Genomic DNA, 22,818 nt, shown 5'->3' with positions numbered 1-22,818 from the left:
AACAAATTTATTTAATTAAAATTAAAAGATTGAATGATTAAAAAATTAAAAATCTGAAGTCCCAATAATTTTATCGCTGAAAGGTAAAAGACTGTGTATTGGTGTTTCCGGCGGTATTGGTTGTGGTGACTTTTAAAGTGTGTAAACCTGAACCTTTAGGACATTTTTCATCAAAAACATAGATAAAATCATCTTTTACGCGGGCAAAACGAAGCCATTTCCCATCCAGCTCTGCACGGAAGGATCCGATGTCTCCAATTTTAGTTTTTCCGCTTAATTTCAAAAAGCTGCCATTTACAAGGGATCCTTCTTTCCAACCCGGAGAAACAGAGGGTAAACTTTGATCCAAAAGCAATGTTGCTGTTCCCAATCTGTTGTACTGTGTTTCCATTCTTTCCCCGTCCCACTTTCCTTTGATCGCTTTTGTATCGCTTCCATAATCAAAGAGAACAATTACTTTTCCTTTTTCTTCACCGGTTAATTTTCTGTTGGGTTTTATTTTTAAAGTGTAATCATCATGCACCGGAATGTAGGGAGATTGGAGAACAATGGTATTTGAAATTCCATCTGCACTTACGTTTTGCTTTTCAGATAGTTGAAAATTCACGGCATCATATACTGCATTTTTACTGAAACTGATCTCCGCATTTTCACTAGCAATCGTTTTCCCTTGGTTGGGTAATATTGTACTTCCTTTCGGGGAAACTTCATCTGAATTTTTATTTAACTGCACTTTTGTTTTCAACCGGCTGGTATTTCCATTGACATCTTTCAAAATAATTTCAATATCGTGAATGTCTTCATCCTGGAGATTGATCACTCCATTTAAATCAGACTGGCCATAATTTTTCAGTTTCATGCCCGGTAAAGAAGATAAATGCTGAATGCTCATTTTATCTTTTGAAAACCTGGTATAATCGATACAACCATTAATATAACGGGTATCATCATAACTCACCTGATCAATGGAAAAACTGTAGACCAAGTGGTCATCCATTAATAATTCTGCATGATAGATTCCGAGATTAAACCCCTGATTGGCTTTATCTATAGCTTTTATCGCAAAGCTTATCGTTGGAGAATTCACCTGCACTACGTCAGTTGTGTACGTGCCACCAGCTTTTTTCACAGCAATTCCATTGGCACCGGGTTCATAGGTACTGAAACGTCGGTCATACCAATAAAGCCCACTGATAATAGGTGGTATACCATCAGGAATATTAAATCCGAAGAGCAAAGGATTGATGCATTCTTCCGTTTTCGTATCTCTGATTTCAAAATGAAGATGCGGGCCGGCTGAACCTCCGGTATTTCCACTCAAAGCAATGAGCTGTCCTTTGGTTACGGGAAACTGTCCGGGAGAAAATGTGATATCCTGCTCCCATTTTTCGTCTTTATACTGTCTTTCTTTTACAAATTCATCCAGTTTGTCATAATATTTATTCAGGTGAGCATATAAAGTCGTATACCCGTTCGGATGAGTAATATACACAGCATTTCCAAAGCCATATCTTTCCACTTTTATTCTGCTCACATAACCGTCTGCTGCCGCAACAACGGATAGGTTTTCCTGGCTGTTGGTTCGTAAATCCAGCCCCATATGAAAATGATTGGAACGGACAGCTCCGAAATTCGCCGCAAGCTGCATGGGAATGTTCAGAGGATTCCGGAAATAATTTTGCGGATAGTTTTTCTGAGCCTTTATTGTGAAAGCATTGATGAATAAAGTGATCACAAAGAGTTTACAAAACATATTCATACGGTGGTTAGGTTTAGAGGATTACTTAAAGCTACGAAATTTTAAATAAGGAAGAAACTGTTTTTTATACGTCAAGTTCTGACGTTTCCGGCATTGATATTTGCATCATAACGATACAAGTTAAGATCAATATCATTTATCTGAAGCATTATCGAAGCCAAATCAAAACATAAATATTATTTAATGAAAAACCCAAAAAATGAATTTTAAAGAATACCTAAATGAAATAGATGATTTTGATAAAATAAGCCGCGAAATATGGGCCGATATGAAGGGTGAAAAAATAGTCACCACTTCTATAGAACCTTTTTTCACAAACCTGTGGGTGGATGAAGAAAAGATTTTCAGACTACTGACATCTTCAACAGATTTCAACACTTATCTTTTTGATGCGAAACAAAATTTTATCAATTCTTCACAAGGAGTGGAAAAAGTAAATTTAAAAGAAATACCTCCTTCAAAAATTGACAACGTAAGGGTAAAAGCTCAGATGATCGAAAAGCTAGTCATCCAGGAACCTAAAATAGATGAGAAGAAGTTTCAAAACGCATTTTTAGAACGCCTCGATAACAAAGTATGGGTGAATGTGAGCCCCGGTTATATAGACCCTCAAAAATATACCCACCATACAGAAATAGGCATTAAAGAGAAAAAAATAGAATGCACGATCAACATCCCGTACCGTGAATATAACAGAGAAGCAACACAGACTGTAATAAATGAGGTCGAAACGACGGTAAGCTACTCATCAGATGCTGCTGACGCCATTAAAATTAAAGTAAGTGATGTAGAGGATTATATGGCTGCTATCACTTATCTTTTCCCACATCACAGAGACATGGCACAGGTTGCTCTCATCTCTCATTTTGAAGAGGCAGGAAATGGCCTTACTACGATTGATGATCTAATGTTTTTTTACAACCAGCTGCCTAACTTTGCATTAACAGGAGTAGACTATAAAGGAAAAGCCAAAAAACTCTCCGATCAGTTATTATGGGACCATTTCTTACAGTTTTTAACCTATGATTCCCAACTGCTTCGGGATGTCAATACAATAGGTAAAGCCGCTGCTTTGGCAGTAGAGCCTTTCAGAGACAAAAGCCGGTATGCGATCCGGATTCTGACGGCAATTTCCGGAGATTTTGTTTATAAAAAAATTAAAAACGATCCCAAGCTTATCCTTCATATTTACCATTCTTTAGACGGGGAAAGCGTTTATATGGGAAAAGGTGTCATTTCTGAGACCAATCAGGTAGCCTATGGACAAATGGTTGAAAACAGAGAACTTTTTGTCATTTACATAACCGCTTTTATGCAGGCTCAGCATGCCATGGATGATGCTCATCAACCTAAACAAAAAGGAAGTCTTTTCGCATTTGGAGTCAGTAGAGATTCTGATACCATCGAAAGACACTGTGAGCTCACCGGATACTTCTTGGAAGGAGATCCTAACAATATCGTCACACTGATCAATACCGTAAAAGTCTGGAATATAAAAACGGAGAAAATTGAAGCGGAGAATGAAATTGAAAACGGAGAATTCAGGCCACTGGACATGCTCCATCTTAAAGTTTATGAAAAGGTAAAACTGCGTACGGGCAACACTCAAACTATTGAAACGGATACTGAAGTTCCCGCCTTATTTCTGTATCACATAGCACAAAAGAAAGCGGCAGAGGACGCATTAAGGTGTCTGCGTGTTGCAGCGGATCTTATAGTCATATCCGCCAGTCTTGCCACCATAGAATCCGGAGTATCAGGATTACCTTTATACGCAGCTTATGCAGATATTGGGGTTGCTCTTTCAGATGCCTATATAGAAACTCAACTGAAAGACGAACTTAAAATGACCACACGTGGAAGAAAACTTCTAGAACTGTGGGATGATATTTATATCGCTCAAGGAACAGCCAGTGCCATGGTGAGCATGCTCCCGAAAGCGCGAAAAGCACTGGATGTAACAGTAGAAGTATTATATACTTCCAGATATCCATCGCAACAAAAAGGTCTCAAAAAATTAATTGAAAATACATTATATTCGTTTCCTTTAAGAAATTATTCTAAAAATGGATTAAATGTTCTTTTAAAAGACGGCGTTAAAAATATTACCAAGCATCCTGCTGATTTTGAGAAGCTGAGAGTGCTTTTTGTGGAGAATTCAGCAAAAGAAATAGCGGTACTTTATAAAGGAAAAAAATTCTTTCAAGCAGATTCTTTAGGAAGAACAGGAAAATTCCTAGATTATCTCTACATAAAAGCTGGGGGCAACACAGCTAGACTGGAAGAAGAAATGAACCGTCTTGCTGGGATGGCAGAGAACATCGATACAGGTATTCAAATGACTGTAAAAGAGTTTCAGGATGGGCTAGAAGCTCTTATTAAAGCTGAGATTACTCCTGAAACAGCAATAGATTATCTTAATGATGCACTAATTTATTTTAATCATCACGTAGTAGATAAAAAAGTTGTACAAATTTCTGACAGAAATTGTATAAATGTGGTACAAGCTATAGAAGATTTCTTAAGAACAGGAAAAATTAATGTTGCTTCTACTTCTGAGGCACAAAAACTTAAGGTTTTAACAGATAAATACGGTGGATATTTTCTTACTTTGAAAATAGAAACATTGCAAAATAAAAATTATTTCAAAGTGGGAGAAAGAGGTATTTTATATTGTGATAGAGGACCAAATGATTATGACCATGTATTAAGTGTTTTTATGGAAGAAGACGGACTAGTTCTTAAAGACGCACAATCACAGTCACAAGAATTTGTCAAAATAAACTATCTTAAGAACACATATTTGCCAGATTTTAAATTACTCAAAACAAAAAAAATATTACCAAAAAAATAGATATTATGTTATCAGAAAATGAAATAATAGAAGTTGCTAATACTTATTTAACAACTCTAGAACCCAAAATTGGCGAACCTCTTATTCTTCCACAGGAATTAATGATCAAAAAAAATTATGGTATATACTTTATATACCACTCAAAAAAATATTGGGAAACTAAAAATTGGGAAGAAAAACTTTTAGGAAATGCTCCTTTTTTAGTAGAAAAGAGCACTGGAAAAATAATAGAATTTGGTACAAATAGAAGTATGGAGGAATATATTAAAGAATACGAAGCAGGAAAATATTCTTAATTTTTTTAAATTAAACTTAATCCATTTCAATTATTATGCTAACAGACAACAAAATGCTAGAAATAGCTAATAAATAGGTCAGAAAATAAATATTGAACTTCTAGTTTTTAGTGAAACAAAAAAAGTTACGGAAATGTTTATGGTTATGTCACCAAAGATTCTACAAAACATCGTTTAGCAGGCAATGATCCATTCCTCATATGATATAAAAAACTCAATATGTTAACAGAACAACAACTTATAGAAATTGCAAAAAAACATGTAAAAGAAAGAAGCGAAAAAAGCGGATTAGATCTCGTTATTTTGGAAGACAGATGTGTTAAAAAATCCTATGGAATAATCTTTAGATATAATACAGAAAAATATAATACTACAAGAAATGATGATGATAATACATTACTGGGCAATGCTCCTTTTATAGTTGAAAATAGTAATGGGAAAATTGTATTATTCGGAACAGGAAGAGAAATAGAATACTACATAAAAGAATACGAAGCAGGCAAATGGCCAAATATGCCAAGACTTAGCGATTTTGAATAATTTACAACCACCTTCGGGTGGTTTTTTTATCGAATAAAAGCTTCGAAAAACAATGTTTATATTGAATAAAAATGCTGAAAAAATTGACCGATTCACCATTCACCATTCACTTCCACCCCTTCTTTCCATTTATATTTCTGAAATTGAACTTTTTAATAGATATAAGCTAAATAAAACATATATTATAAACCGACAAAATTTAGTAAATTTGCAGACTTAATTAATCAACGATATTGAGATATTTACAATGAGCCAATTTAAAGAATACAAAAACCTCAACCTTATTGACATAGCCGAGAATGTATCGGAGTTTTGGAAACAGAATAAAACGTTCAGTAAAAGTGTTGAGATTCGCGAGGGTAATGCCGAGTTTGTTTTTTATGAAGGTCCGCCTTCAGCAAACGGTATGCCCGGAATTCACCACGTTATGGCCAGAGCATTAAAGGATATTTTTTGTCGTTACCAGACTCAGAACGGAAAACAGGTTTTCCGTAAAGCGGGCTGGGATACACATGGACTTCCTGTAGAACTGGGCGTAGAAAAAGAATTAGGAATTACTAAAGAGGATATTGGCAAAAAAATCTCTATTGAAGACTACAATAAAGCTTGTCGTGAAGCAGTAATGCGATATACAGACGTTTGGAACAACCTTACGGAAAAAATCGGATACTGGGTAGATCTTGAAGATCCGTACATCACGTATAAGTCAAAATATATGGAGACGGTTTGGTGGTTGCTGAAGCAGTTGTATAATAAAGAATTATTGTACAAGGGCTACACGATCCAGCCTTATTCTCCGAAAGCAGGAACAGGATTGTCTTCTGCGGAACTAAATATGCCGGGAACTTATCACGATGTTTCTGATACTACCGTTGTAGCTCAGTTCAAAGTGAAGAAAGAATCTTCTGAATTATTTAGTGATGTGGAAGGAGACGTAAGCATTCTTGCATGGACGACCACTCCATGGACCTTGCCATCCAACACAGCATTGGCCGTAGGTAGAGACATTGAATATGTTTTAGTTAAAACATTCAACCAATATACATTTGAACCGATAGCTATCGTTTTATCCAGAGTTCTTTTACCTAAAGTATTCGGTAAGAAATATGCAGAAGGAACCGATGAAGATTTCGCTGGTTATACTCCAGAAAGCAAAGTGATTCCTTTCAAAATCGTAAAAGAATTTACAGGAGAAAAGCTTGCCGGAGCTCAATATGAGCAGTTAATACCTTGGTTTACCCCTAATGATTCCCCTGAAAAAGCTTTCAGAGTGATTTTGGGAGATTTTGTAACCACTGAGGACGGTACCGGTATCGTTCACATCGCGCCTACTTTTGGTGCGGATGATGCAAGAGTGGCCAAAGAAGCCGGAATTCCTCCAATGCTGATCAAAGACGAAAATGATAATCTGGTTCCGCTGGTAGATTTGCAGGGAAGATTTATCAAAGGAGAAAATGTTCCTGAATTATTCTCAGGAAAATATATCAAGAACGAATATTACGACGATGGAACTGCACCTGAGAAATCATGGGATGTGGAACTTGCCATCGTTCTGAAGACTGAAAATAAAGCCTTCAAAGTAGAGAAATACGTTCACAGTTACCCACACTGCTGGAGAACTGACAAACCTGTATTGTACTATCCGCTGGATTCATGGTTTGTAAAAATGACCGCTGTAAAAGACAGATTGGTTGATTTAAATAAGGAAATTAACTGGAAACCTAAATCTACGGGAGAAGGACGTTTTGCGAACTGGATTGAAAACGTAAACGACTGGAATCTTTCCCGTTCAAGATATTGGGGAGTTCCGTTACCGATCTGGAGAACGGAAGATCTTAAAGAAGAAAGGATCATCGGATCTGTAGAGGAATTATACAACGAAATAGAAAAATCTATTGAGGCAGGATTCATGAAAGAGAATCCGTTCAAAGGTTTTGTGATCGGAAATATGTCTGAACAGAACTATGAATTGGTGGATCTTCATAAAAATGTAGTAGACAAAATAGTTTTAGTTTCAGAGTCAGGAAAAGCAATGAAGCGTGAAAGTGACTTGATCGACGTTTGGTTCGATTCAGGTTCGATGCCTTATGCCCAGCTGCACTACCCTTTTGAAAATAAAGAATTAATTGACAACAATAAAGCGTTCCCGGCAGATTTTATCGCAGAGGGCGTTGACCAGACGCGTGGATGGTTTTACACCCTTCACGCAATCGGAACGGCAGTTTTTGATTCAGTTGCTTATAAAAATGTAATGAGTAACGGTCTTGTTTTGGATAAAAACGGACTGAAAATGTCAAAATCCAAAGGAAATGCAGTAGATCCGTTCGAAACACTTTCTGTATACGGTCCGGATGCTACCAGATGGTATATGATCTCGAATGCGAATCCTTGGGAAAACCTGAAGTTCGACATTGAAGGAATCGACGAAGTGAGAAGAAAGTTCTTCGGAACACTTTATAACACTTATTCATTCTTTGCATTGTATGCGAATGTGGATGGCTTCAATTATTCTGAAAAAGAAGTTGAAAACAGACCGGAAATCGACCGATGGATCCTTTCCGAGCTTAATCTTTTAATTAAAGAAGTAAAAGCATTCTACGAAGATTACGAACCAACAAGAGTAGCCAGATCAATCAGCACCTTTGTGAATGATAACCTGAGCAACTGGTACGTAAGATTATGCAGAAGACGTTTCTGGAAAGGAGAATATTCTGATGATAAGATCTCGGCTTACCAGACTTTATATACATGTCTTGAAACCGTGGCGAAACTATCCGCGCCTATTGCTCCGTTCTTTATGGATCAACTGTATCAGGATTTGAATAAGGTAACAGGAAAAGAGAACTGTGAATCTGTGCATTTAACAGATTTCCCTGTAGCCGACGAAAGTCTCATAGATCAGGATCTGGTAGAAAAAACACACCTGGCTCAGAACATCACGAGCATGGTTTTCTCCCTGAGAAAGAAAGAAAATGTAAAAGTTCGCCAGCCGTTACAGAAAGTATTGGTTCCGGTTCTGGATGCTAAGTCGGAAGAGCAGATCTTAGCCGTTGCAGACCTGATCAAACAGGAAGTGAACGTGAAAGAATTACAGTTGATTAATGCTGAGGAAGCATCTCATTTAATTATAAAACAAATCAAACCGAATTTCAAAGCTTTAGGTCCTAAATTAGGGAAAGACATGAAAACGGTAGGAGGAGAAATTGCCAATCTAAACACAGAGCAGATTGCCAGTCTTGAAAAAGATGGAAAAGTAGATATCCAGGGGTATGAAATCACCCTTGATGATGTAGAAATTTCTACTAAAGATATCCCGGGATGGACGGTAACTTCCGACGGGAAAACAACTGTGGCATTAGATTTGACGTTAACAGAAGAATTAAAATCTGAAGGTATCGCAAGGGAGTTCATCAACAGAATTCAGAACCTGCGAAAAGAGAAGGACTTTGAACTGACAGACAGGATCAAAATCTCCATTGAAGAAAACTCACCTTTCATTGAAGATGTTAAGAAAAATGAGGAATATATTTCTTCAGAGGTCTTGTCAAATAAAATAGAAATTGTATCTTCACTTTCAAATTTTAACGAAATCGAAATAGATGAAGTTAATTTTAAGATAAATGTCGAAAAAAATTAACATATAGTTATTGTATTTCAAATTCCATTTCATAATTTTATTAAAAAAGAGAAAAGAATATGTCAGACGAAAGAGTTAGATACAGCGATGCTGATTTACAGGAATTTAAGGCTATCATAAAAGAAAAAATAGAAAAAGCAGAAAGAGATCTTCAGCTGATCAGAGAAAGTTTCATCAACGACCAGAATAATGGTACGGATGATACGTCTCCTACCTTCAAAGCTTTTGAAGAAGGAGCAGAAACACTGAGCAAGGAGCAGAACTCTATATTGGCAGGGCGCCAGGAAAAATTCGTACGTGATCTTAAGAATGCTTTGATCCGTATTGAAAATAAAACCTACGGTGTATGCAGAGTGACAGGAAAGCTGATTCCTAAAGAAAGACTTTTAGCCGTTCCTCACGCTACGCTGAGCATTGAAGCGAAAAATATGCAAAAATAAACCACTAAGGTTTGTAAAAATAATATTGGGTTTATATCGTATTCGCGGATACTTTATAAACCTAATTTTTAATGTATACCCATGAGCGGAGTATTAATTTTAGGCATCATCGTGGCCGCAGTTTTGCTGTTTGTAAACAGGGCCTGGATCAAAAACAGATTCTTCCCCGAGCAGCATAAGAACTACACCATCGATGATCAGTTTAATTCTGATAAACGGGAAAGGGAAAAAGAAATCGACAGACTTTTGAGTAAGATGGGCAAAAACGGGATCAGTGACCTGTCTGCAAAAGACCGGAAAAGACTCGATGAACTGTCCAAAATGTAACATTTAAAACAGAAAAGAAAATGGAATCTATCATAGTACATCCTAAAAATCCTATGGAAATGAGTGCACTGAAAAGTGTTTTAAAAGATATGAACATCCGATATGAGCGTACTCAGACCAAAAACACGTTCCATACAGAAAAGGTGGCGAAGAAAATTTTCGACAAGAAAAACCCTGAGAAACCTTCTAAACCAAAAGGACAGTAATGAAAAAGATCTTAGCTATAACATTTTTAGTATTGTTAATTGATCAGGCTTCAAAAATTTACATCAAAACCCATTTCAATCTGGACGACAGCATCAATGTTCTTCCGGGCTTTAAACTGACTTTCGTAGAGAATCCGGGAATGGCTTACGGGCTCCATTTCGGGGGAATTATCGGGAAATATTTTCTGGTGATTCTGAGACTTTTCTTAATCGGAGGAATGGTTTATATGTTTAAGAAATGGCTGAAACAAGGGGCTTCCAATTATCTTCTGATTCCAATGGCTATTATTTTCGCCGGTGCTATCGGAAATATCATTGACGGTATGTTCTACGGATTAATCTTCGACAGCGGAACCGTTTACGACCAAAGCATCGACCGATGGATCGGATATGGCGGCGTTTCCAAGTTTGTTCCGATAGGACAGGGCTATTCTTCCTTTATGAAAGGCTGCGTGGTAGACATGCTTCACTTTCCTTTGGTAGACTGGTATGTTCCTGAAAATATCCCTTTGATTGGAGGTAAGCACCTTGAATTTTTCAAATATATTTTCAATGTGGCTGATTCTGCCATTACGGTAGGTGCTGCCTTCTTATTAATATTCAGAAAAAAAGCTTTCCCGAACGGACTTGAGTTTTAAAAACAGTATTCCGGATGAAAAAAGTAATTAAAAATATTTTTAAAATATTCCTGCTGCTGCTTGCGGCGGGAATTATTTTTATAGCCTGGGCTAACTACAGCATCAGAAAAGAAAGCAGTGCTTTTGTTTCTTACCGCATTGCCGATGTTCCTGAAACCAAAACCGCTTTACTGCTGGGAACCGGAAAAACATTAAGCAATGGCATGCCCAACGCCTATTTTTACAACAGGATTCAGGCCGCCATTGATCTGTACAAAAGCGGAAAGATCAAATACATCATCGTAAGCGGAGACAACAGCACTAAAGATTATAATGAACCGGAAGATATGCAGCTCACTTTGATGCAATACGGGATTCCAAAAGACAAAATCGTGATGGATCATGCAGGATTTCGAACGCTGGATTCGGTAGTAAGAGCTAAAGACATTTTCGGACAGAATAAACTGGTGATCATTTCGCAGAAGTTCCACAATGAGCGAGCGGTGTTTCTTGCAAAGAAAAACGGTATGGAAGCTTTCGGGTTCAATGCGGCAGATGTGAACAAATATGCAGGTTTAAAAACCAACCTGAGAGAATACCTTGCGAAAGCAAAAGTGTACTGGGACCTGCTTTTTGGCGTGCAGCCTAAATTCGGAGGAGAAAAGATTGAAATAAAATAATTTTCTTACTTTAAAGTCCTAAATTAGGCTATGTTAAAAATTTATTCTACATTCCTTTTATTCGGACTTTTGTTTCTGCTTTCGTGCAAGAAAGAACTGGTAAAAAATGACGGATATACAGATCCTGCATTGGGAATTCCTCAGACCCAGATAGATTCTATCCGAAAGGCTGAAGATCAGAAACAGGTTCTTCTGAAGAAAGTTTCTTATCAGACGGATTCTGCCAGTTCCGTTGAGATCATGCTTCCCGTCAGTAATTATGTAAAAGAATATTCATTTTCTCCGGGCATTAATCTTACTGACCCTCAAAAGACGACAGAAACAAAGGATGAAACTACGTATACTCAAGGATTGAATATACAGAATGATTTTTCTGACAGCAGCTCTGATGAAGTGGTACTGATTGGACAATCCAATAACCCGGATGTATTTCCTGTTTCTGACATTAAAGAATTTAACGAGACGGAAAAGATTCTCTCCGAAGACAAAAATTCTTTGCTCTACATCGATGCTTTCGGACACAAAAAACTATACTACAGACAATACGTTCCGGCTACCAAAACCTATTATCTCTATATCGCAGAAGTTCCTAAATACAGCAGTGAAAAACTTCAGTACGCCGCCCTGTTTTCAATATACAGCAAAGCAAAGCATCTGCTCTCATTTGATAAGGAAGCCCTGCCGGAAAACTTAACATGGGAAAAGGTAAAGCCGAGTATTTCTCAAGTAGAATTGAAAAATTACAATATTTATTACAATTCCCTTCAAAAAGAACTTAAATATTTTCTGAAAAATAATGACAGCACGGAGATCAGAAAGGATCATTTTGACCTTTATCTGTACCGTGACAATGCTCATACCCAAAAAGCAATGGATCAGACAGCGCTTATTGCTGATTCCAACTTCTCGGGGCATTTTGAAGACCTTCCGTTTGAAAACCATCTTATTCCCGGATATTTCAGTGGAAAGTTCAGCAATGATGATCTGTTTGCGTTTGTCCGAAGACTCAGCAGCAACAGCATTCTGGTAAGTGCAAAGAATGATAGTGGCTATGTGAATGACACGACGGAGTATTTCATCATCAGCTCCATCAAGACTCCAAAAGGACAGTTTTATCTGATCAGCAGTACCAATAAAGATGGAAATGATACGACCGCTTTAATGAATGATTACTTCAGTAAACATTTAAAAATCTAATTATGAAGCCACTATACCTTATTATATTATGTTCTTTGTTTACTTTTTCCTGCAATCCTGTAGGTGAAAAAATAACAGAAGAAACGCCTGCAGATATGCAGCTGGTTAACACCATTGACGGTCTGGATCTGAAAAAAGGGGATGTGATTGTTGTCTGGAGCAAGCTGGAAGCCTCTTTCGTAAAAAACGGAGTGCTGCCATCTTTTGATTTTATCTACAACCTAAGCCTGAACGGAAATACCGTAGCCAATTCTTCCGTTGCTATGTTCAGTGATAAAAAAAACATTATCAATTCTACTTATACCCAACAAAAAGAAGAAGAAGAACAGCCAATGACGGTAAAAACTTCCGAATACAGCGATGATTCCGATACCACCCAAGTGGAAAAACAGAAGGAAGTAAGTGCCTCATGGGAATTCGAGCAGAAAGTAATTGAAATCCCGATAGAAAAAGACGGCAAATACACCCTCGACTATAAAGTAAAACCGAAGGATGCTGAAAGCAACAGCATGTTCAATAAAGCTGCTATTATTCTCAGAAAGAAATAGGTCTTATTTTTTGGTATTCAAAGCCTGGTAAGCGATATAGTAAATCCCATAAAATACAATAACAGTAAGTACTAGTGCAATGGAGAAGGTATGTTTAAAAAGATCTAACACATAATCCTTGAACACAAACTCCTGATCATAAACTCCGTTATAAAAAGGAAACACTTTAATCACAGTCACTACTGCTCCCAGGATAACCGGAAAAAGCCATGTGAATTTCTTGATATACGCTACAACCCAAAAAGCGGCTATATAGATGATACACATCAGAATATCATCCACCTTCTTTTCCATCAATCCGTTTCTGAACTGGAATATAATCAGAAGGGAAATAATACCCAAATGTATTTTTTTAGCCTTTTCTATATTAAAAGGAGCCAGAAATTTAATTTTATCATCAAACCTGATCATTAAAAGCGAGACAATATTGATCAGCGGAACCCAGATCGAAGCTCCTACTGCTCCGTAATATTTTTGTTTAAGTACGCTTCTTTCTTTAAGCAGCTGCCCTGTAAATCTTGTGCAGATCACAAAAAATACGACAATGACCACCATATTCATCCATCCGATAAGGGTAAGATCTCTTCCGAAAAAGTCCAGTTCCATAGATAATGCACTTTCCAGAAGACCTCCGAATGAAAATATAATACAACTGATCACAATAAGCATCGCAGGAACAAAATACTTATTAGCAGTTTGTAATGCCTCCTTTGAAAATGTGTAAAAGCTTTCACGATTGGCAAGACAGGCTGTTAAAAAGAAAAACGCTCCCAGATAAGCCACATTTTTTATACTGGTAAGGGTATAATAAACGAAATTGACTATAAATTCCGTTGTTTTGGAGTCATAAGAAGCAGATCCGATCAGTTTTTCTATCAGGCCGAGATCTGTATTGTACAGAATAAAAAGTCCAAGATTTAAAAGAAACAGCTTAAGTAGCGGCTGTTTAATATTCATCTCCTCTTCTACCAGATATCGCTTTGAAACTACAAAAACAGTGACAAACTGTATGATCAGATAGGTCCATTTTCTCAGCGTATCAGAGTTGATGGTCTCTTCAAACGGGACATAATAATCCACCATATTCCGGATTCCTTTCATACAAAAGAACAGAATGATAAAAAAAGGAAGGATGATCAATACGGACTTCCAGCGTTTGTTCACGAGGAAATACCAGAGAAAAAACAGACTGCTTAAGGTATAGGAAAGGTAATCCAGGATTTTAGACAGTGTGTTATCTGTTTCGGGATAAAAATAATTGCCTGCAAAATCCAATACAACGAAGATCAGTAATAAGATCCACAAGCTTTTAAGGGCATTAAAGAGCTTTGGAGACAAAAAATTGTTATTTCCCATATGGAAGAGGTGTTTCTACAAATATAATTTAAAAACTGTTACTGAGCACCTTAAATCATTCCCCATTAAAAAGGATTTGCCAGCCATCGCAATCTTTCCTATTTTTGTTCTTTATTTTAAACTTAATAATTTAAACAAATGTCAAGAATTCTTACCGGCATTCAAGCCACCGGAACACCCCATCTTGGAAATCTCCTTGGGGCGATCATTCCTGCTATTGAACTTTCCAAGCAGGAAGGAAATGAATCATTTTTATTCATTGCGAATCTTCATTCTCTTACCCAGATTAAAGACGCGAAGGAGCTCAAACAAAATACCTACGAGATCGCTGCGGCTTGGCTTGCTTGTGGGCTGGATACAGAAAAAACATATTTTTACAGACAGAGTGACATCCCTGAGACCTGTGAACTTTCTTGGCATTTATCATGTTTTTTTCCTTACCAGAGATTAACCCTTGCCCATTCGTTTAAGGATAAGGCAGACAGACTTCAGGATGTGAATGCCGGGCTGTTTACCTACCCTATTCTGATGGCTGCAGATATTTTACTGTATGATGCAGAAATTGTTCCTGTAGGAAAAGACCAGCTTCAGCATCTGGAAATTGCCCGTGATGTAGCATCAAGGTTCAACAATCAGATGGGAGAAGTTTTTGTACTGCCTCAGTCTGAACTTCAGGAAGACACGAAATATGTTCCCGGAACAGATGGCCGTAAAATGTCTAAATCTATGGGGAATATCATCAACATCTTCTTACCTGAAAAGGAACTGAAAAAGCAGGTGATGAGCATAGAAACCGATTCTAAAGGTCTGGAAGAACCAAAAGACCCTGAAACAGATAAGGTTTTTGCGATCTACGAACTGATCGCTACTCCTGAACAGACTGAAGAATTAAGAGCAAAATATCTGGCCGGAAACTTCGGATATGGACATGCTAAATTAGAGCTGTTAAATCTGATCTTAACCCGTTTTGCAAAAGAAAGAGAGATGTTCGCTTATTATATGAACAATCTGGACGAGCTGGAAGCTAAACTTCAGGAAGGAGCAGCAAAAACAAGAGTGGTTGCTACTGAAACCATTAAAAAAGTAAGAGCAAGCTTAGGAATTTAAAGCCTGCTATTTAAATATAAAAAAGCCTTTCCCATTGAAAGGCTTTTGTTTTTTTGTAATTTTATTGTAATGAAAAATATAGGGTTACTTATTATTCTAGTTTTGACTTCATGCAAAAAAGAACCTCGTTATATCAATATGAAGGATGAATTGATCTATAAAAATGAAAATGGTTTGTTCTTAAAGCATACGATCATTCTTAAAAGCAGAAATCCTGAAGATTCAGGAAAAGTTACCCGCTTTTTCAACTATGTTCTATACAAAGACCAGGTGCTTGAATTAAAAGATTTCATTGATCTGAAAAGCTTTCATGAAATTCAGAACAATAATCGGGACAGATTTATTATAAGTGCCTACGAAGATTCCAGATATCGGTATCTGTTTAAAGATCATCCCGCTTCATCTCCCAATATTTTAATTCAGGAAAAATAAATGACAGTTAGCTTTTCGAAAGAATAAAACAGTGCATTCCATCCTGGAACTCATATACGATTTCCCAGCCGGGATATTGTTTTGTTATAGTTCTGATGATAGACAGCCCCAAACCTGTAGAACTGTGGTCTGAACCCTGTTTGTAAAAACGGTTAAAAATCTGCGTTTTGTCCAATGGAACACCACTGCCGTTATTCTGAAAGATCAGTCTGTTATCTTCTATGATGATGTTCACATCTCCATCCTGACTGTTATACTTCACTGCATTTTTAAGCAGGTTCGAAAGCAGAATATCCGCCAGATCAGGATTAAAGTCTGCACCAAAGAATCCTTTCTCTATAATGCTGACTTTAACTTTTTTAAACTCGATAAAGTCTTCATAGCTTTTCACCAGCTCTGCAATCATTTCATTAAAATCTACTTTCGATGTTTTATTAAACTGGCTGTTTTCTATTTTTGAAAGCATCAGGAGGGATTTATTCAGTCCTGCCATTCTTCTCAGATCTCCTTTTACTTCGGTAAGGAAATTCATATTCTTTTTGTCCAGATCATCATTCTGGATCACGAGATCAATTTTATTAATTACGATAGCCAAAGGGGTCTGAAGTTCATGAGATGCGTTTTCAATGAACTGTTTCTGCTGGTGAAAGACCAATTCATTACGCTCAATCATTTCCTCTATTTCCACATTCAGTTCCTCAAATTCTTTGATGGAATAATTTTGAGCCTCATTGGAAGCAGAAACCCCGAACTGATATTTTTTAAGCCGCTCAAGAATGCTATAGAAAGGTCGCATCGCTTTATTCAGCAGATAGCCATTGACAGCCAAAATACTTATCACAAGAAGAATATACAACACGATCAAAGCGGTAGTCAGATCATATACCAATTCATCCTGCTCTACCGTAGAGGTCCGTATTTCAAGTCTCTGGCGTTTTCCGAACTGATCTATAAAATCCGTCTCAAGTACGCGGTAGGGCTGGTCTTTGTCGTCGTACTCCATATAAAACATCTTGTTATAGAGCCGGTTCTTGTCTTTATACTCAGATTCCGAAATCGGTTTGATTTTAAATTCATTAAATCCAAAATCCTTACTGTCCAACAGCTTAGGGTCGTGGTAAACGGCTTTAATGATCTGTATCTTTCTGTCTTTCAGCCCGTCATCTACATTATCATACACTTCATCCAGAATATAGGCGTAAAAGAGCGCTGCCCAGACTGCAATGATGAGCAGCAGGATCACGATCATGTATTTGATGGTGTAGTATTTTAACGAAACTTTCATCAGACAAATTTATAACCTATTCCGTAAACAGCCTGGAAATCGGCTTCTGCATTAAGGGTTTTCAGTTTTTTGCGGAGATTTTTGATTTGTGAATAGATAAAATCCAGACTGTCTGCCTGATCTATATAATCTCCCCAGATGGCTTCAGCCAGGGTAGTTTTCTGCAGCGTTTTTTCCGGATGGATCACAAAATAGTACAGCAGATCATATTCCTTACGGTTTAAGATCAAATCTTCATTACCTACTTTTACCGTTCTGTTTTCCGGATCAATGCTGATATTTTTATACGTGATGGTATTTTCTCCATCCTGATTTTTCCTCCTGATGACTGAACGGATTCTCGCCATCAATTCAGCAAGATGAAAAGGTTTCGCCAGATAATCATCGGCACCGATCTCCAGTCCTGCGACTTTATCATCTACGGAATCCTTCGCCGAAAGAATGATCACAGGATCTTTTTTATGGAGATTCTTGATTTCTCTCAGCAGATCTATTCCGTTTCCGTCCGGGAGCATGATATCCAGAAGAATACAGTCATATTCATAGGAAATGATCTTTTCAAGCCCGGCATTGTAAGTAAGGGCAAATTCCACAATAAAATGCTCTGCTTCCAGAAAAGTCTGTACAGTGTCTTTCAGTTCCGGCTCATCTTCTACGATTAATATCTTCATGCTGCAGTATTGGCTTATCAAATATATGAAAAATGGGAAGGAAGACGGAGGATAGACGGTTGAACTTAATCCTAGACAACCAACTTCCATCCTCCATCTTCTCTCTTCCTTCTAAATTATTTATCTCGTTTTCACAGCGTGTCCGTCTGCATCAAAAGTAAGGCAAAGACCGCTCATCAGGTAGATTTTATAAGCATTATATTTCTTTTCGATAGCATCTACCACACTGCATGGATAATTCCTTGTCAGGAAAGAAACAATGTTCTTTCTTACACTTTGGGAAGACTTATTTCCTCCGCTGCTGTTTATTATATTCCAGTTAACCATCATATTAAGATTTTAAGGTGTTAATTTAGAGGTAAGGAAGTCAGAAGCTCGAAGAGGGAAGTTATTGAAGTCTAAAGAAGAAATACCAGGTATTTTTATTCATCTTTTTAAAACGACTTCAATACATTAAAAAGGAATTGTTAAATACTAATACCCAATAGTAACTTCCATCCTCCAGCTTCCATCTTCCAACCTTCTTATACCGAACTCAGGTTATTCAATTTGAATTAATCGTCTATTTTTTTGAAATTCCCGTTTCTGTCAAATTCAAGATCCAGTCCGTTTGAAAGTTCGGCTTTATAAGACCATCTTTCTTTTTCTATCTTAACGATGTAGGTGTTCGGGAAATTTTTAGCGGCATAATTTCGGATTGATGCGGGAATGAATCCATAAGGTAGTTTCTGATGTTTTCCGTCTACTTCCTTCCAGTTTCCTTTGCTGTCGAATTCTACTTTCGTTCCGTTGGCCAGATATACCTGATATTCGTCAACGCCATAGATTTCCCTATCTTCAATAGCAGATCCTATCGCAATCCCTTTAAAATGGGTCGAAAGGAAAACTTTAGCTGTTTTAGGAAGTTGGTTGGCGTTAATCGCTTTGTCCTGTGCAAAAATAAATCCGCCTGCCAATAAGAATAAGATAACAAGCGCTCCGGTGATTTTTCTAAAATTTTTCATAATGTAAATTTTTTCTGTCTTTATGATGGAGCAAAGTTCAGAATCAATTTAGGAAAGAATTAGGAAAAATGAAAAGTGGAAAAATATTTGAACCATTAAGATCAGATAAGAGTTTAAGAACATTAAGAAAGCTACTGCTTAAAAAAAGCATTTGATTTTTCTTAATTCAACTAAACCTTCCATTATCTTAATGGTTCAAAAAATCAGTTTTTACAGTACTGAAAACTGTATATTTTATAAGTATTCTTTAATCTGTAAAAGATGCGTAATGGCTTTGAGTCCTTCCTCCTGCTTATTTTCTTTGTATACATCAAAGAAGATTACATCAAGTCCATAATTTTGAGACCCCACTACATCTGCGATCCAGTCGTCGCCGATCAGGATGCTTTCTTCCTTAGTGGCTTCTGCCAGTCCGAGAGAATATTCAAAGATCTTCGGATTAGGTTTTCTCACACCTATAGAATCAGCGCTGGTAATGGTTTTAAAGTATTTATCGATTCCGGAGAGGATACACTTTCTTTCCGTCACTTCTTGGAAGCCGTTCGAAATTACATGCATTGTATAGTGTTTGGATTTCAGATATTCAAGAATACATTCCGCTCCTTCTACCAGCTCGTTGTGATTAAGGATTTTATCAAGAAAATGCTCCTCAAAATATTGGGAAAGTTCCTCATCATCCACTCCAAAATGTTTGAAAGTATCATAGAAACGATGCTTTCTCAGATATTCTTTATCGATAAGACCGTCTCTTATTTTCTCCCAAAGACTTTCATTGATGTCGTGATAGACGGTATGGAAGCTTTCAAAGTCGATATGATAATGTAAAGTGATTTCCTGCTTTTCAAAAAGGTCTTTAATGGTAAGATACGCGTTCTTACGGTGATCCCAGAGCGTATTGTCCAGGTCAAAAAAAATGTGCTGAATTTTCATACAGCACAAAATTACTCAATTTAATTTTTGGAAATTGGGAAATTCTTGTTTTTGGTTGGTACCACTTCAATACTTTTTGAGTAATTCAGTAGAAAATCAATTGTTTGTTTCTTAGGTTTCAAAGTTTTCACTTTTAAGGAATCATTTTTTTTCATAGGCGAAAGCATGTTTTCCTTTAAACGTGAATTTTCTGAAATTATTATCCTAACGTGTCAATACAATATTATTTTCGTCCATGATTTTTCTCAGGTTGATCAATGCGTAGCGTACTCTTCCCAATGTGGTATTGATGCTCATATTGGTATGATCTGCAATTTCTTTGAAGCTCAGCCCGTCAAAAAACCTCAGTTTAATGACTTCCTGCTGGTTCTGTGGCAGAAACTGAAGCATCCTTAAAAGATCCTCCTGGATCTGAAGGGTTACCAACTGATCTTCAATGTTTTCCGATGGCTCTCTGATCAGATCAAAAATAGAATACTCGTCTGTTTCGAAAGTGGTTTCCGAAACTTTAACGTTTTTCGCTTTCAATCTGAAATGATCGATGATAAGGTTGTGTGCGATTCTTTTTGCCCAAAGAATGAATTTGCCTTCTTCGTTATACCGTCCTTCTTTCAGCATCAGGATGATTTTCATGAATGTATCCTGAAAAACATCATTGGCCAGGTCTTCATCATTAATTTTGTAAAAAATGAATGTAAACAGTTCTCTCTGATGACGATGAATAAGGGCTGATAGGGCTTCTTCGTCTCCTTTCTGGTAAAGGGAAATTAGTAGGCTGTCCGTTTTTGATTTCATAACTCTTCTCAATAATAAAAAATTTGCAGACCAGCAATTCTCCAGATATTCTATCTGGCCCTAGCTGTAAATACAAAACAGTTTTTTGGAGTAAAGTAAAATCAATAGGCAGTACAATTATTATATGGTGTAAATATAATAATTTTTTAATAACTGTTAAGCAATTATTAAATTTTTACAAGAAAAATGTAAAAAAACTTATTTAAACATATCATGAATAAACACTGTAGGGATATTTAATGTTAAATTAATATTTAAACCTTTCATCTCTTTTCCGTTCAAACGCGTGTCTCCGATCGGAAAAGCATAACCTCCGGCAAGGTCCAGAAGTCCGAAAAGCGTAACTCCTATTTTCGGAGCGATATATTTGTTGGTTCCTTCCGCACCGATCAAAAGATAGTACGCGTGATAGAAATCTACATTTTTCTCAAAATTAAGCATGACATCGGCCTGCAGTTTCGGCATGATCGCAAATTTAGAACCGGCTGAACCCATCAGAGCAGATCCACCCAATCTGTATATCACATCATCATTCTTCAGGAAAAGCAGCTTGCCCCCAACTTCTCCAAAGCTCTGGTTTTGGTACGTATACCCTACACTAACCATCTTATGCATGGTATATTGTGCTTTCGCCATTATGCTCAGGAAAAATACAAATACTACGGTTGCTGCTGTTCTAAAATTCATCATCTCTAAATTATTTAAGGTGTAAAATTAAAAAAAACTGCCTTACCCAAAGATAAAGCAGTCTATTTATTATTTCTGAAGAGTAAATTAAATACCGAAAGCGGCTTTAATTTCGTCTACTTTGTCAAGTTTTTCCCAGGTAAAGAACTCAAGACCTGTAAGGGTAATTTCATTTTTCTGACCTTTATTAAATGTTTTGTCAGCTGTATAATGCTCTTTCCCCATGTGTCCGTAAGAAGCCGTTTCAAGGTAGATCGGGTTTCTTAATTTTAAGTTCTGCTCGATAGCATAAGGTCTTAAATCGAAGATGGTAGACACTTTCTTAGCAATGTCACCGTCGTTAAGATCTACTTTCGCAGTTCCGTAGGTATTGATGTATAAACCACAAGGTTCAGCAACACCGATTGCGTAAGAAACCTGTACCAAAACTTCGTCGGCTACTCCTGCAGCCACTAGGTTTTTAGCGATGTGTCTTGTAGCATAAGCCGCACTTCTGTCTACTTTGGAAGGATCTTTTCCGGAGAAAGCACCACCACCGTGAGCTCCTTTTCCACCGTATGTATCTACGATGATTTTTCTTCCTGTAAGACCTGTATCTCCGTGAGGACCACCGATCACAAATTTCCCTGTAGGGTTGATGTGATATTTGATCTGATCATTGAACAACGCCTTGATCTCTTCAGTCTGCTGAGCCACTACTCTTGGAACCAGAATACTTTTGATATCTTCACGGATCTTGGTCAGCATTTCTTCTTCAGTACCGAAGTCATCGTGCTGTGTAGAAACCACGATAGAATCAATTCTTACCGGTTTGTGGTCATCAGAATATTCAATAGTCACCTGGCTTTTTGCATCAGGACGCAGGTAAGCGATTTCGCTTCCGTCTCTTCTCAATACAGAAAGTTCTTTAAGGATCGTGTGGGCAAGATCTAAAGCAAGAGGCATATAATTAGCCGTCTCGTTGGTTGCATAACCGAACATCATCCCCTGGTCACCGGCTCCCTGTGCGTTTGCCTTAGCTTCGAAAGATTCGTCGTTTACTGCTCTGTCTACCCCCTGGTTGATATCCGGAGACTGCTCATGGATCGCGGAGATTACTCCACAAGAATCACCATTGAACATATATTCTCCTTTCGTATAGCCAATTCCGTTAATAACGTCTCTTGCAATGGTCTGAACATCAAGATATGCATCAGACTTCACTTCACCGGCAAGTACTACCTGTCCGGTAGTTACAAGGGTTTCACAAGCTACCTTAGAGTTTTTATCGTATGCTAAAAAATGATCGATTAATGCATCGGAAATTTGGTCGGCAATTTTATCCGGATGTCCTTCTGAAACGGATTCAGATGTAAATAGATAAGACATATTATTCTTTGTTTTTTAGATTAAAATAAGTGAAGAAAAATAAGAATAAATTGCCCAAAAAAGAATACTGTTTTAGCATATT

23 protein-coding genes are annotated in these 22,818 nt (G+C 37.2%); 13 read left to right on the top strand and 10 right to left on the bottom strand.

The window, feature by feature from the left end; all coding sequences use genetic code 11:
- Window positions 1-70: 70 nt before the first annotated feature.
- Window positions 71-1,759 carry a M23 family metallopeptidase gene (locus IW22_RS24715; protein ID WP_034726986.1) on the bottom strand — a complete coding sequence of 563 codons (1,689 nt, stop codon included), beginning with the start codon at window positions 1,757-1,759 and terminating at the stop codon, window positions 71-73.
- A gap of 199 nt (window positions 1,760-1,958) precedes the next feature.
- Here IW22_RS24715 and IW22_RS12755 point away from each other — a divergent pair, with 199 nt between their 5' ends.
- The 11 genes from IW22_RS12755 to IW22_RS12705 all read left to right on the top strand — a co-directional run bounded on the left by IW22_RS12755 (window position 1,959) and on the right by IW22_RS12705 (window position 13,101).
- Window positions 1,959-4,613: a hypothetical protein gene (locus IW22_RS12755; protein ID WP_034726985.1), complete on the top strand. Its 2,655-nt coding sequence runs from the start codon at window positions 1,959-1,961 to the stop codon at window positions 4,611-4,613.
- A gap of 5 nt (window positions 4,614-4,618) precedes the next feature.
- Window positions 4,619-4,909, top strand: coding sequence for a hypothetical protein (locus IW22_RS12750; RefSeq protein WP_051891222.1), 291 nt, complete (start codon window positions 4,619-4,621; stop codon window positions 4,907-4,909).
- A 219-nt stretch (window positions 4,910-5,128) separates the two neighbouring features.
- Window positions 5,129-5,449, top strand: a complete 321-nt coding sequence (locus IW22_RS12745; RefSeq protein ID WP_034726984.1) for a hypothetical protein — start codon at window positions 5,129-5,131, stop codon at window positions 5,447-5,449.
- A gap of 247 nt (window positions 5,450-5,696) precedes the next feature.
- On the top strand, window positions 5,697-9,086 hold the full coding sequence (gene ileS, locus IW22_RS12740; protein ID WP_034726983.1) for an isoleucine--tRNA ligase: 3,390 nt from the start codon (window positions 5,697-5,699) through the stop codon (window positions 9,084-9,086).
- A 59-nt stretch (window positions 9,087-9,145) separates the two neighbouring features.
- Window positions 9,146-9,526 (top strand): TraR/DksA family transcriptional regulator, encoded by a 381-nt coding sequence (locus IW22_RS12735; RefSeq protein WP_034726982.1) that lies wholly within the window; start codon window positions 9,146-9,148, stop codon window positions 9,524-9,526.
- A gap of 81 nt (window positions 9,527-9,607) precedes the next feature.
- Window positions 9,608-9,853, top strand: a complete 246-nt coding sequence (locus tag IW22_RS12730; protein WP_034726981.1) for a DUF6576 domain-containing protein — start codon at window positions 9,608-9,610, stop codon at window positions 9,851-9,853.
- A 20-nt stretch (window positions 9,854-9,873) separates the two neighbouring features.
- Window positions 9,874-10,059: a hypothetical protein gene (locus IW22_RS12725; protein ID WP_034726980.1), complete on the top strand. Its 186-nt coding sequence runs from the start codon at window positions 9,874-9,876 to the stop codon at window positions 10,057-10,059.
- Complete coding sequence (locus tag IW22_RS12720; RefSeq protein ID WP_034726979.1) at window positions 10,059-10,697, top strand: lipoprotein signal peptidase; 639 nt, start codon at window positions 10,059-10,061, stop codon at window positions 10,695-10,697. Before IW22_RS12725 ends, IW22_RS12720 begins: the two co-directional genes overlap by 1 nt.
- A 14-nt stretch (window positions 10,698-10,711) precedes the next feature.
- A complete protein-coding gene (locus tag IW22_RS12715) occupies window positions 10,712-11,356 on the top strand; it encodes a vancomycin high temperature exclusion protein (RefSeq protein WP_034726978.1) in 645 nt (214 codons plus the stop codon).
- A 30-nt stretch (window positions 11,357-11,386) separates the two neighbouring features.
- Complete coding sequence (locus IW22_RS12710; protein ID WP_034726977.1) at window positions 11,387-12,553, top strand: hypothetical protein; 1,167 nt, start codon at window positions 11,387-11,389, stop codon at window positions 12,551-12,553.
- A gap of 2 nt (window positions 12,554-12,555) precedes the next feature.
- Window positions 12,556-13,101 (top strand): hypothetical protein, encoded by a 546-nt coding sequence (locus IW22_RS12705; protein WP_034726976.1) that lies wholly within the window; start codon window positions 12,556-12,558, stop codon window positions 13,099-13,101.
- A gap of 3 nt (window positions 13,102-13,104) precedes the next feature.
- On the opposite strand, the gene IW22_RS12700 is transcribed toward IW22_RS12705, so the two are convergent.
- Window positions 13,105-14,457, bottom strand: a complete 1,353-nt coding sequence (locus IW22_RS12700) for a hypothetical protein (RefSeq protein WP_034726975.1) — start codon at window positions 14,455-14,457, stop codon at window positions 13,105-13,107.
- Window positions 14,458-14,595: 138 nt separating this feature from the next.
- On the opposite strand from IW22_RS12700, the gene trpS reads away from it, so the two are divergent.
- The gene (trpS, locus tag IW22_RS12695; RefSeq protein WP_034726974.1) at window positions 14,596-15,564 is read left to right on the top strand and encodes a tryptophan--tRNA ligase; all 969 of its coding nucleotides are present in this window, start codon (window positions 14,596-14,598) and stop codon (window positions 15,562-15,564) included.
- Window positions 15,565-15,633: 69 nt separating this feature from the next.
- Window positions 15,634-15,996 (top strand): hypothetical protein, encoded by a 363-nt coding sequence (locus IW22_RS12690; protein WP_034726973.1) that lies wholly within the window; start codon window positions 15,634-15,636, stop codon window positions 15,994-15,996.
- A 7-nt stretch (window positions 15,997-16,003) separates the two neighbouring features.
- Here the strand turns inward: IW22_RS12690 and IW22_RS12685 are convergent, their stop codons facing one another.
- From IW22_RS12685 to metK, 8 genes are all read right to left on the bottom strand, one after another.
- Window positions 16,004-17,281, bottom strand: coding sequence for a sensor histidine kinase (locus tag IW22_RS12685; RefSeq protein WP_034726972.1), 1,278 nt, complete (start codon window positions 17,279-17,281; stop codon window positions 16,004-16,006).
- On the bottom strand, window positions 17,281-17,952 hold the full coding sequence (locus IW22_RS12680; RefSeq protein WP_034726971.1) for a response regulator transcription factor: 672 nt from the start codon (window positions 17,950-17,952) through the stop codon (window positions 17,281-17,283). Before IW22_RS12680 ends, IW22_RS12685 begins: the two co-directional genes overlap by 1 nt.
- 120 nt (window positions 17,953-18,072) lie before the next feature.
- Window positions 18,073-18,282 (bottom strand): hypothetical protein, encoded by a 210-nt coding sequence (locus IW22_RS12675; RefSeq protein ID WP_034726970.1) that lies wholly within the window; start codon window positions 18,280-18,282, stop codon window positions 18,073-18,075.
- Window positions 18,283-18,506: 224 nt separating this feature from the next.
- A complete protein-coding gene (locus IW22_RS12670; RefSeq protein WP_034726969.1) occupies window positions 18,507-18,956 on the bottom strand; it encodes a PepSY-like domain-containing protein in 450 nt (149 codons plus the stop codon).
- A gap of 234 nt (window positions 18,957-19,190) precedes the next feature.
- Window positions 19,191-19,886 (bottom strand): YjjG family noncanonical pyrimidine nucleotidase, encoded by a 696-nt coding sequence (locus IW22_RS12665; protein ID WP_034726968.1) that lies wholly within the window; start codon window positions 19,884-19,886, stop codon window positions 19,191-19,193.
- A gap of 204 nt (window positions 19,887-20,090) precedes the next feature.
- Window positions 20,091-20,681 carry an RNA polymerase sigma factor gene (locus IW22_RS12660; protein WP_034726967.1) on the bottom strand — a complete coding sequence of 197 codons (591 nt, stop codon included), beginning with the start codon at window positions 20,679-20,681 and terminating at the stop codon, window positions 20,091-20,093.
- A 198-nt stretch (window positions 20,682-20,879) separates the two neighbouring features.
- A complete protein-coding gene (locus tag IW22_RS12655) occupies window positions 20,880-21,371 on the bottom strand; it encodes a hypothetical protein (RefSeq protein WP_051891221.1) in 492 nt (163 codons plus the stop codon).
- A gap of 84 nt (window positions 21,372-21,455) precedes the next feature.
- Window positions 21,456-22,736: a methionine adenosyltransferase gene (gene metK / locus IW22_RS12650; protein ID WP_034726965.1), complete on the bottom strand. Its 1,281-nt coding sequence runs from the start codon at window positions 22,734-22,736 to the stop codon at window positions 21,456-21,458.
- Window positions 22,737-22,818: the final 82 nt, after the last annotated feature.

Origin of the sequence: Chryseobacterium sp. JM1, assembly GCF_000737715.1 — a bacterium.
Taxonomy (GTDB): Bacteria; Bacteroidota; Bacteroidia; order Flavobacteriales; family Weeksellaceae; genus Chryseobacterium.
The sequence above is the reverse complement of the archived record's forward strand: the minus strand, read 5'-3'. Positions and strand labels throughout refer to the sequence as shown.

Bases quoted from the DNA above. Each gene is read 5' to 3' on its own strand.
- IW22_RS24715 (WP_034726986.1), bottom strand. From the start codon at position 1,759: ATGAATATGTTTTGTAAACTCTTTGTGATCACTTTATTCATCAATGCT.
- IW22_RS12755 (WP_034726985.1), top strand. From the start codon at position 1,959: ATGAATTTTAAAGAATACCTAAATGAAATAGATGATTTTGATAAAATA.
- IW22_RS12750 (WP_051891222.1), top strand. From the start codon at position 4,619: ATGTTATCAGAAAATGAAATAATAGAAGTTGCTAATACTTATTTAACA.
- IW22_RS12745 (WP_034726984.1), top strand. From the start codon at position 5,129: ATGTTAACAGAACAACAACTTATAGAAATTGCAAAAAAACATGTAAAA.
- ileS (WP_034726983.1), top strand. From the start codon at position 5,697: ATGAGCCAATTTAAAGAATACAAAAACCTCAACCTTATTGACATAGCC.
- IW22_RS12735 (WP_034726982.1), top strand. From the start codon at position 9,146: ATGTCAGACGAAAGAGTTAGATACAGCGATGCTGATTTACAGGAATTT.
- IW22_RS12730 (WP_034726981.1), top strand. From the start codon at position 9,608: ATGAGCGGAGTATTAATTTTAGGCATCATCGTGGCCGCAGTTTTGCTG.
- IW22_RS12725 (WP_034726980.1), top strand. From the start codon at position 9,874: ATGGAATCTATCATAGTACATCCTAAAAATCCTATGGAAATGAGTGCA.
- IW22_RS12720 (WP_034726979.1), top strand. From the start codon at position 10,059: ATGAAAAAGATCTTAGCTATAACATTTTTAGTATTGTTAATTGATCAG.
- IW22_RS12715 (WP_034726978.1), top strand. From the start codon at position 10,712: ATGAAAAAAGTAATTAAAAATATTTTTAAAATATTCCTGCTGCTGCTT.
- IW22_RS12710 (WP_034726977.1), top strand. From the start codon at position 11,387: ATGTTAAAAATTTATTCTACATTCCTTTTATTCGGACTTTTGTTTCTG.
- IW22_RS12705 (WP_034726976.1), top strand. From the start codon at position 12,556: ATGAAGCCACTATACCTTATTATATTATGTTCTTTGTTTACTTTTTCC.
- IW22_RS12700 (WP_034726975.1), bottom strand. From the start codon at position 14,457: ATGGGAAATAACAATTTTTTGTCTCCAAAGCTCTTTAATGCCCTTAAA.
- trpS (WP_034726974.1), top strand. From the start codon at position 14,596: ATGTCAAGAATTCTTACCGGCATTCAAGCCACCGGAACACCCCATCTT.
- IW22_RS12690 (WP_034726973.1), top strand. From the start codon at position 15,634: ATGAAAAATATAGGGTTACTTATTATTCTAGTTTTGACTTCATGCAAA.
- IW22_RS12685 (WP_034726972.1), bottom strand. From the start codon at position 17,281: ATGAAAGTTTCGTTAAAATACTACACCATCAAATACATGATCGTGATC.
- IW22_RS12680 (WP_034726971.1), bottom strand. From the start codon at position 17,952: ATGAAGATATTAATCGTAGAAGATGAGCCGGAACTGAAAGACACTGTA.
- IW22_RS12675 (WP_034726970.1), bottom strand. From the start codon at position 18,282: ATGATGGTTAACTGGAATATAATAAACAGCAGCGGAGGAAATAAGTCT.
- IW22_RS12670 (WP_034726969.1), bottom strand. From the start codon at position 18,956: ATGAAAAATTTTAGAAAAATCACCGGAGCGCTTGTTATCTTATTCTTA.
- IW22_RS12665 (WP_034726968.1), bottom strand. From the start codon at position 19,886: ATGAAAATTCAGCACATTTTTTTTGACCTGGACAATACGCTCTGGGAT.
- IW22_RS12660 (WP_034726967.1), bottom strand. From the start codon at position 20,681: ATGAAATCAAAAACGGACAGCCTACTAATTTCCCTTTACCAGAAAGGA.
- IW22_RS12655 (WP_051891221.1), bottom strand. From the start codon at position 21,371: ATGATGAATTTTAGAACAGCAGCAACCGTAGTATTTGTATTTTTCCTG.
- metK (WP_034726965.1), bottom strand. From the start codon at position 22,736: ATGTCTTATCTATTTACATCTGAATCCGTTTCAGAAGGACATCCGGAT.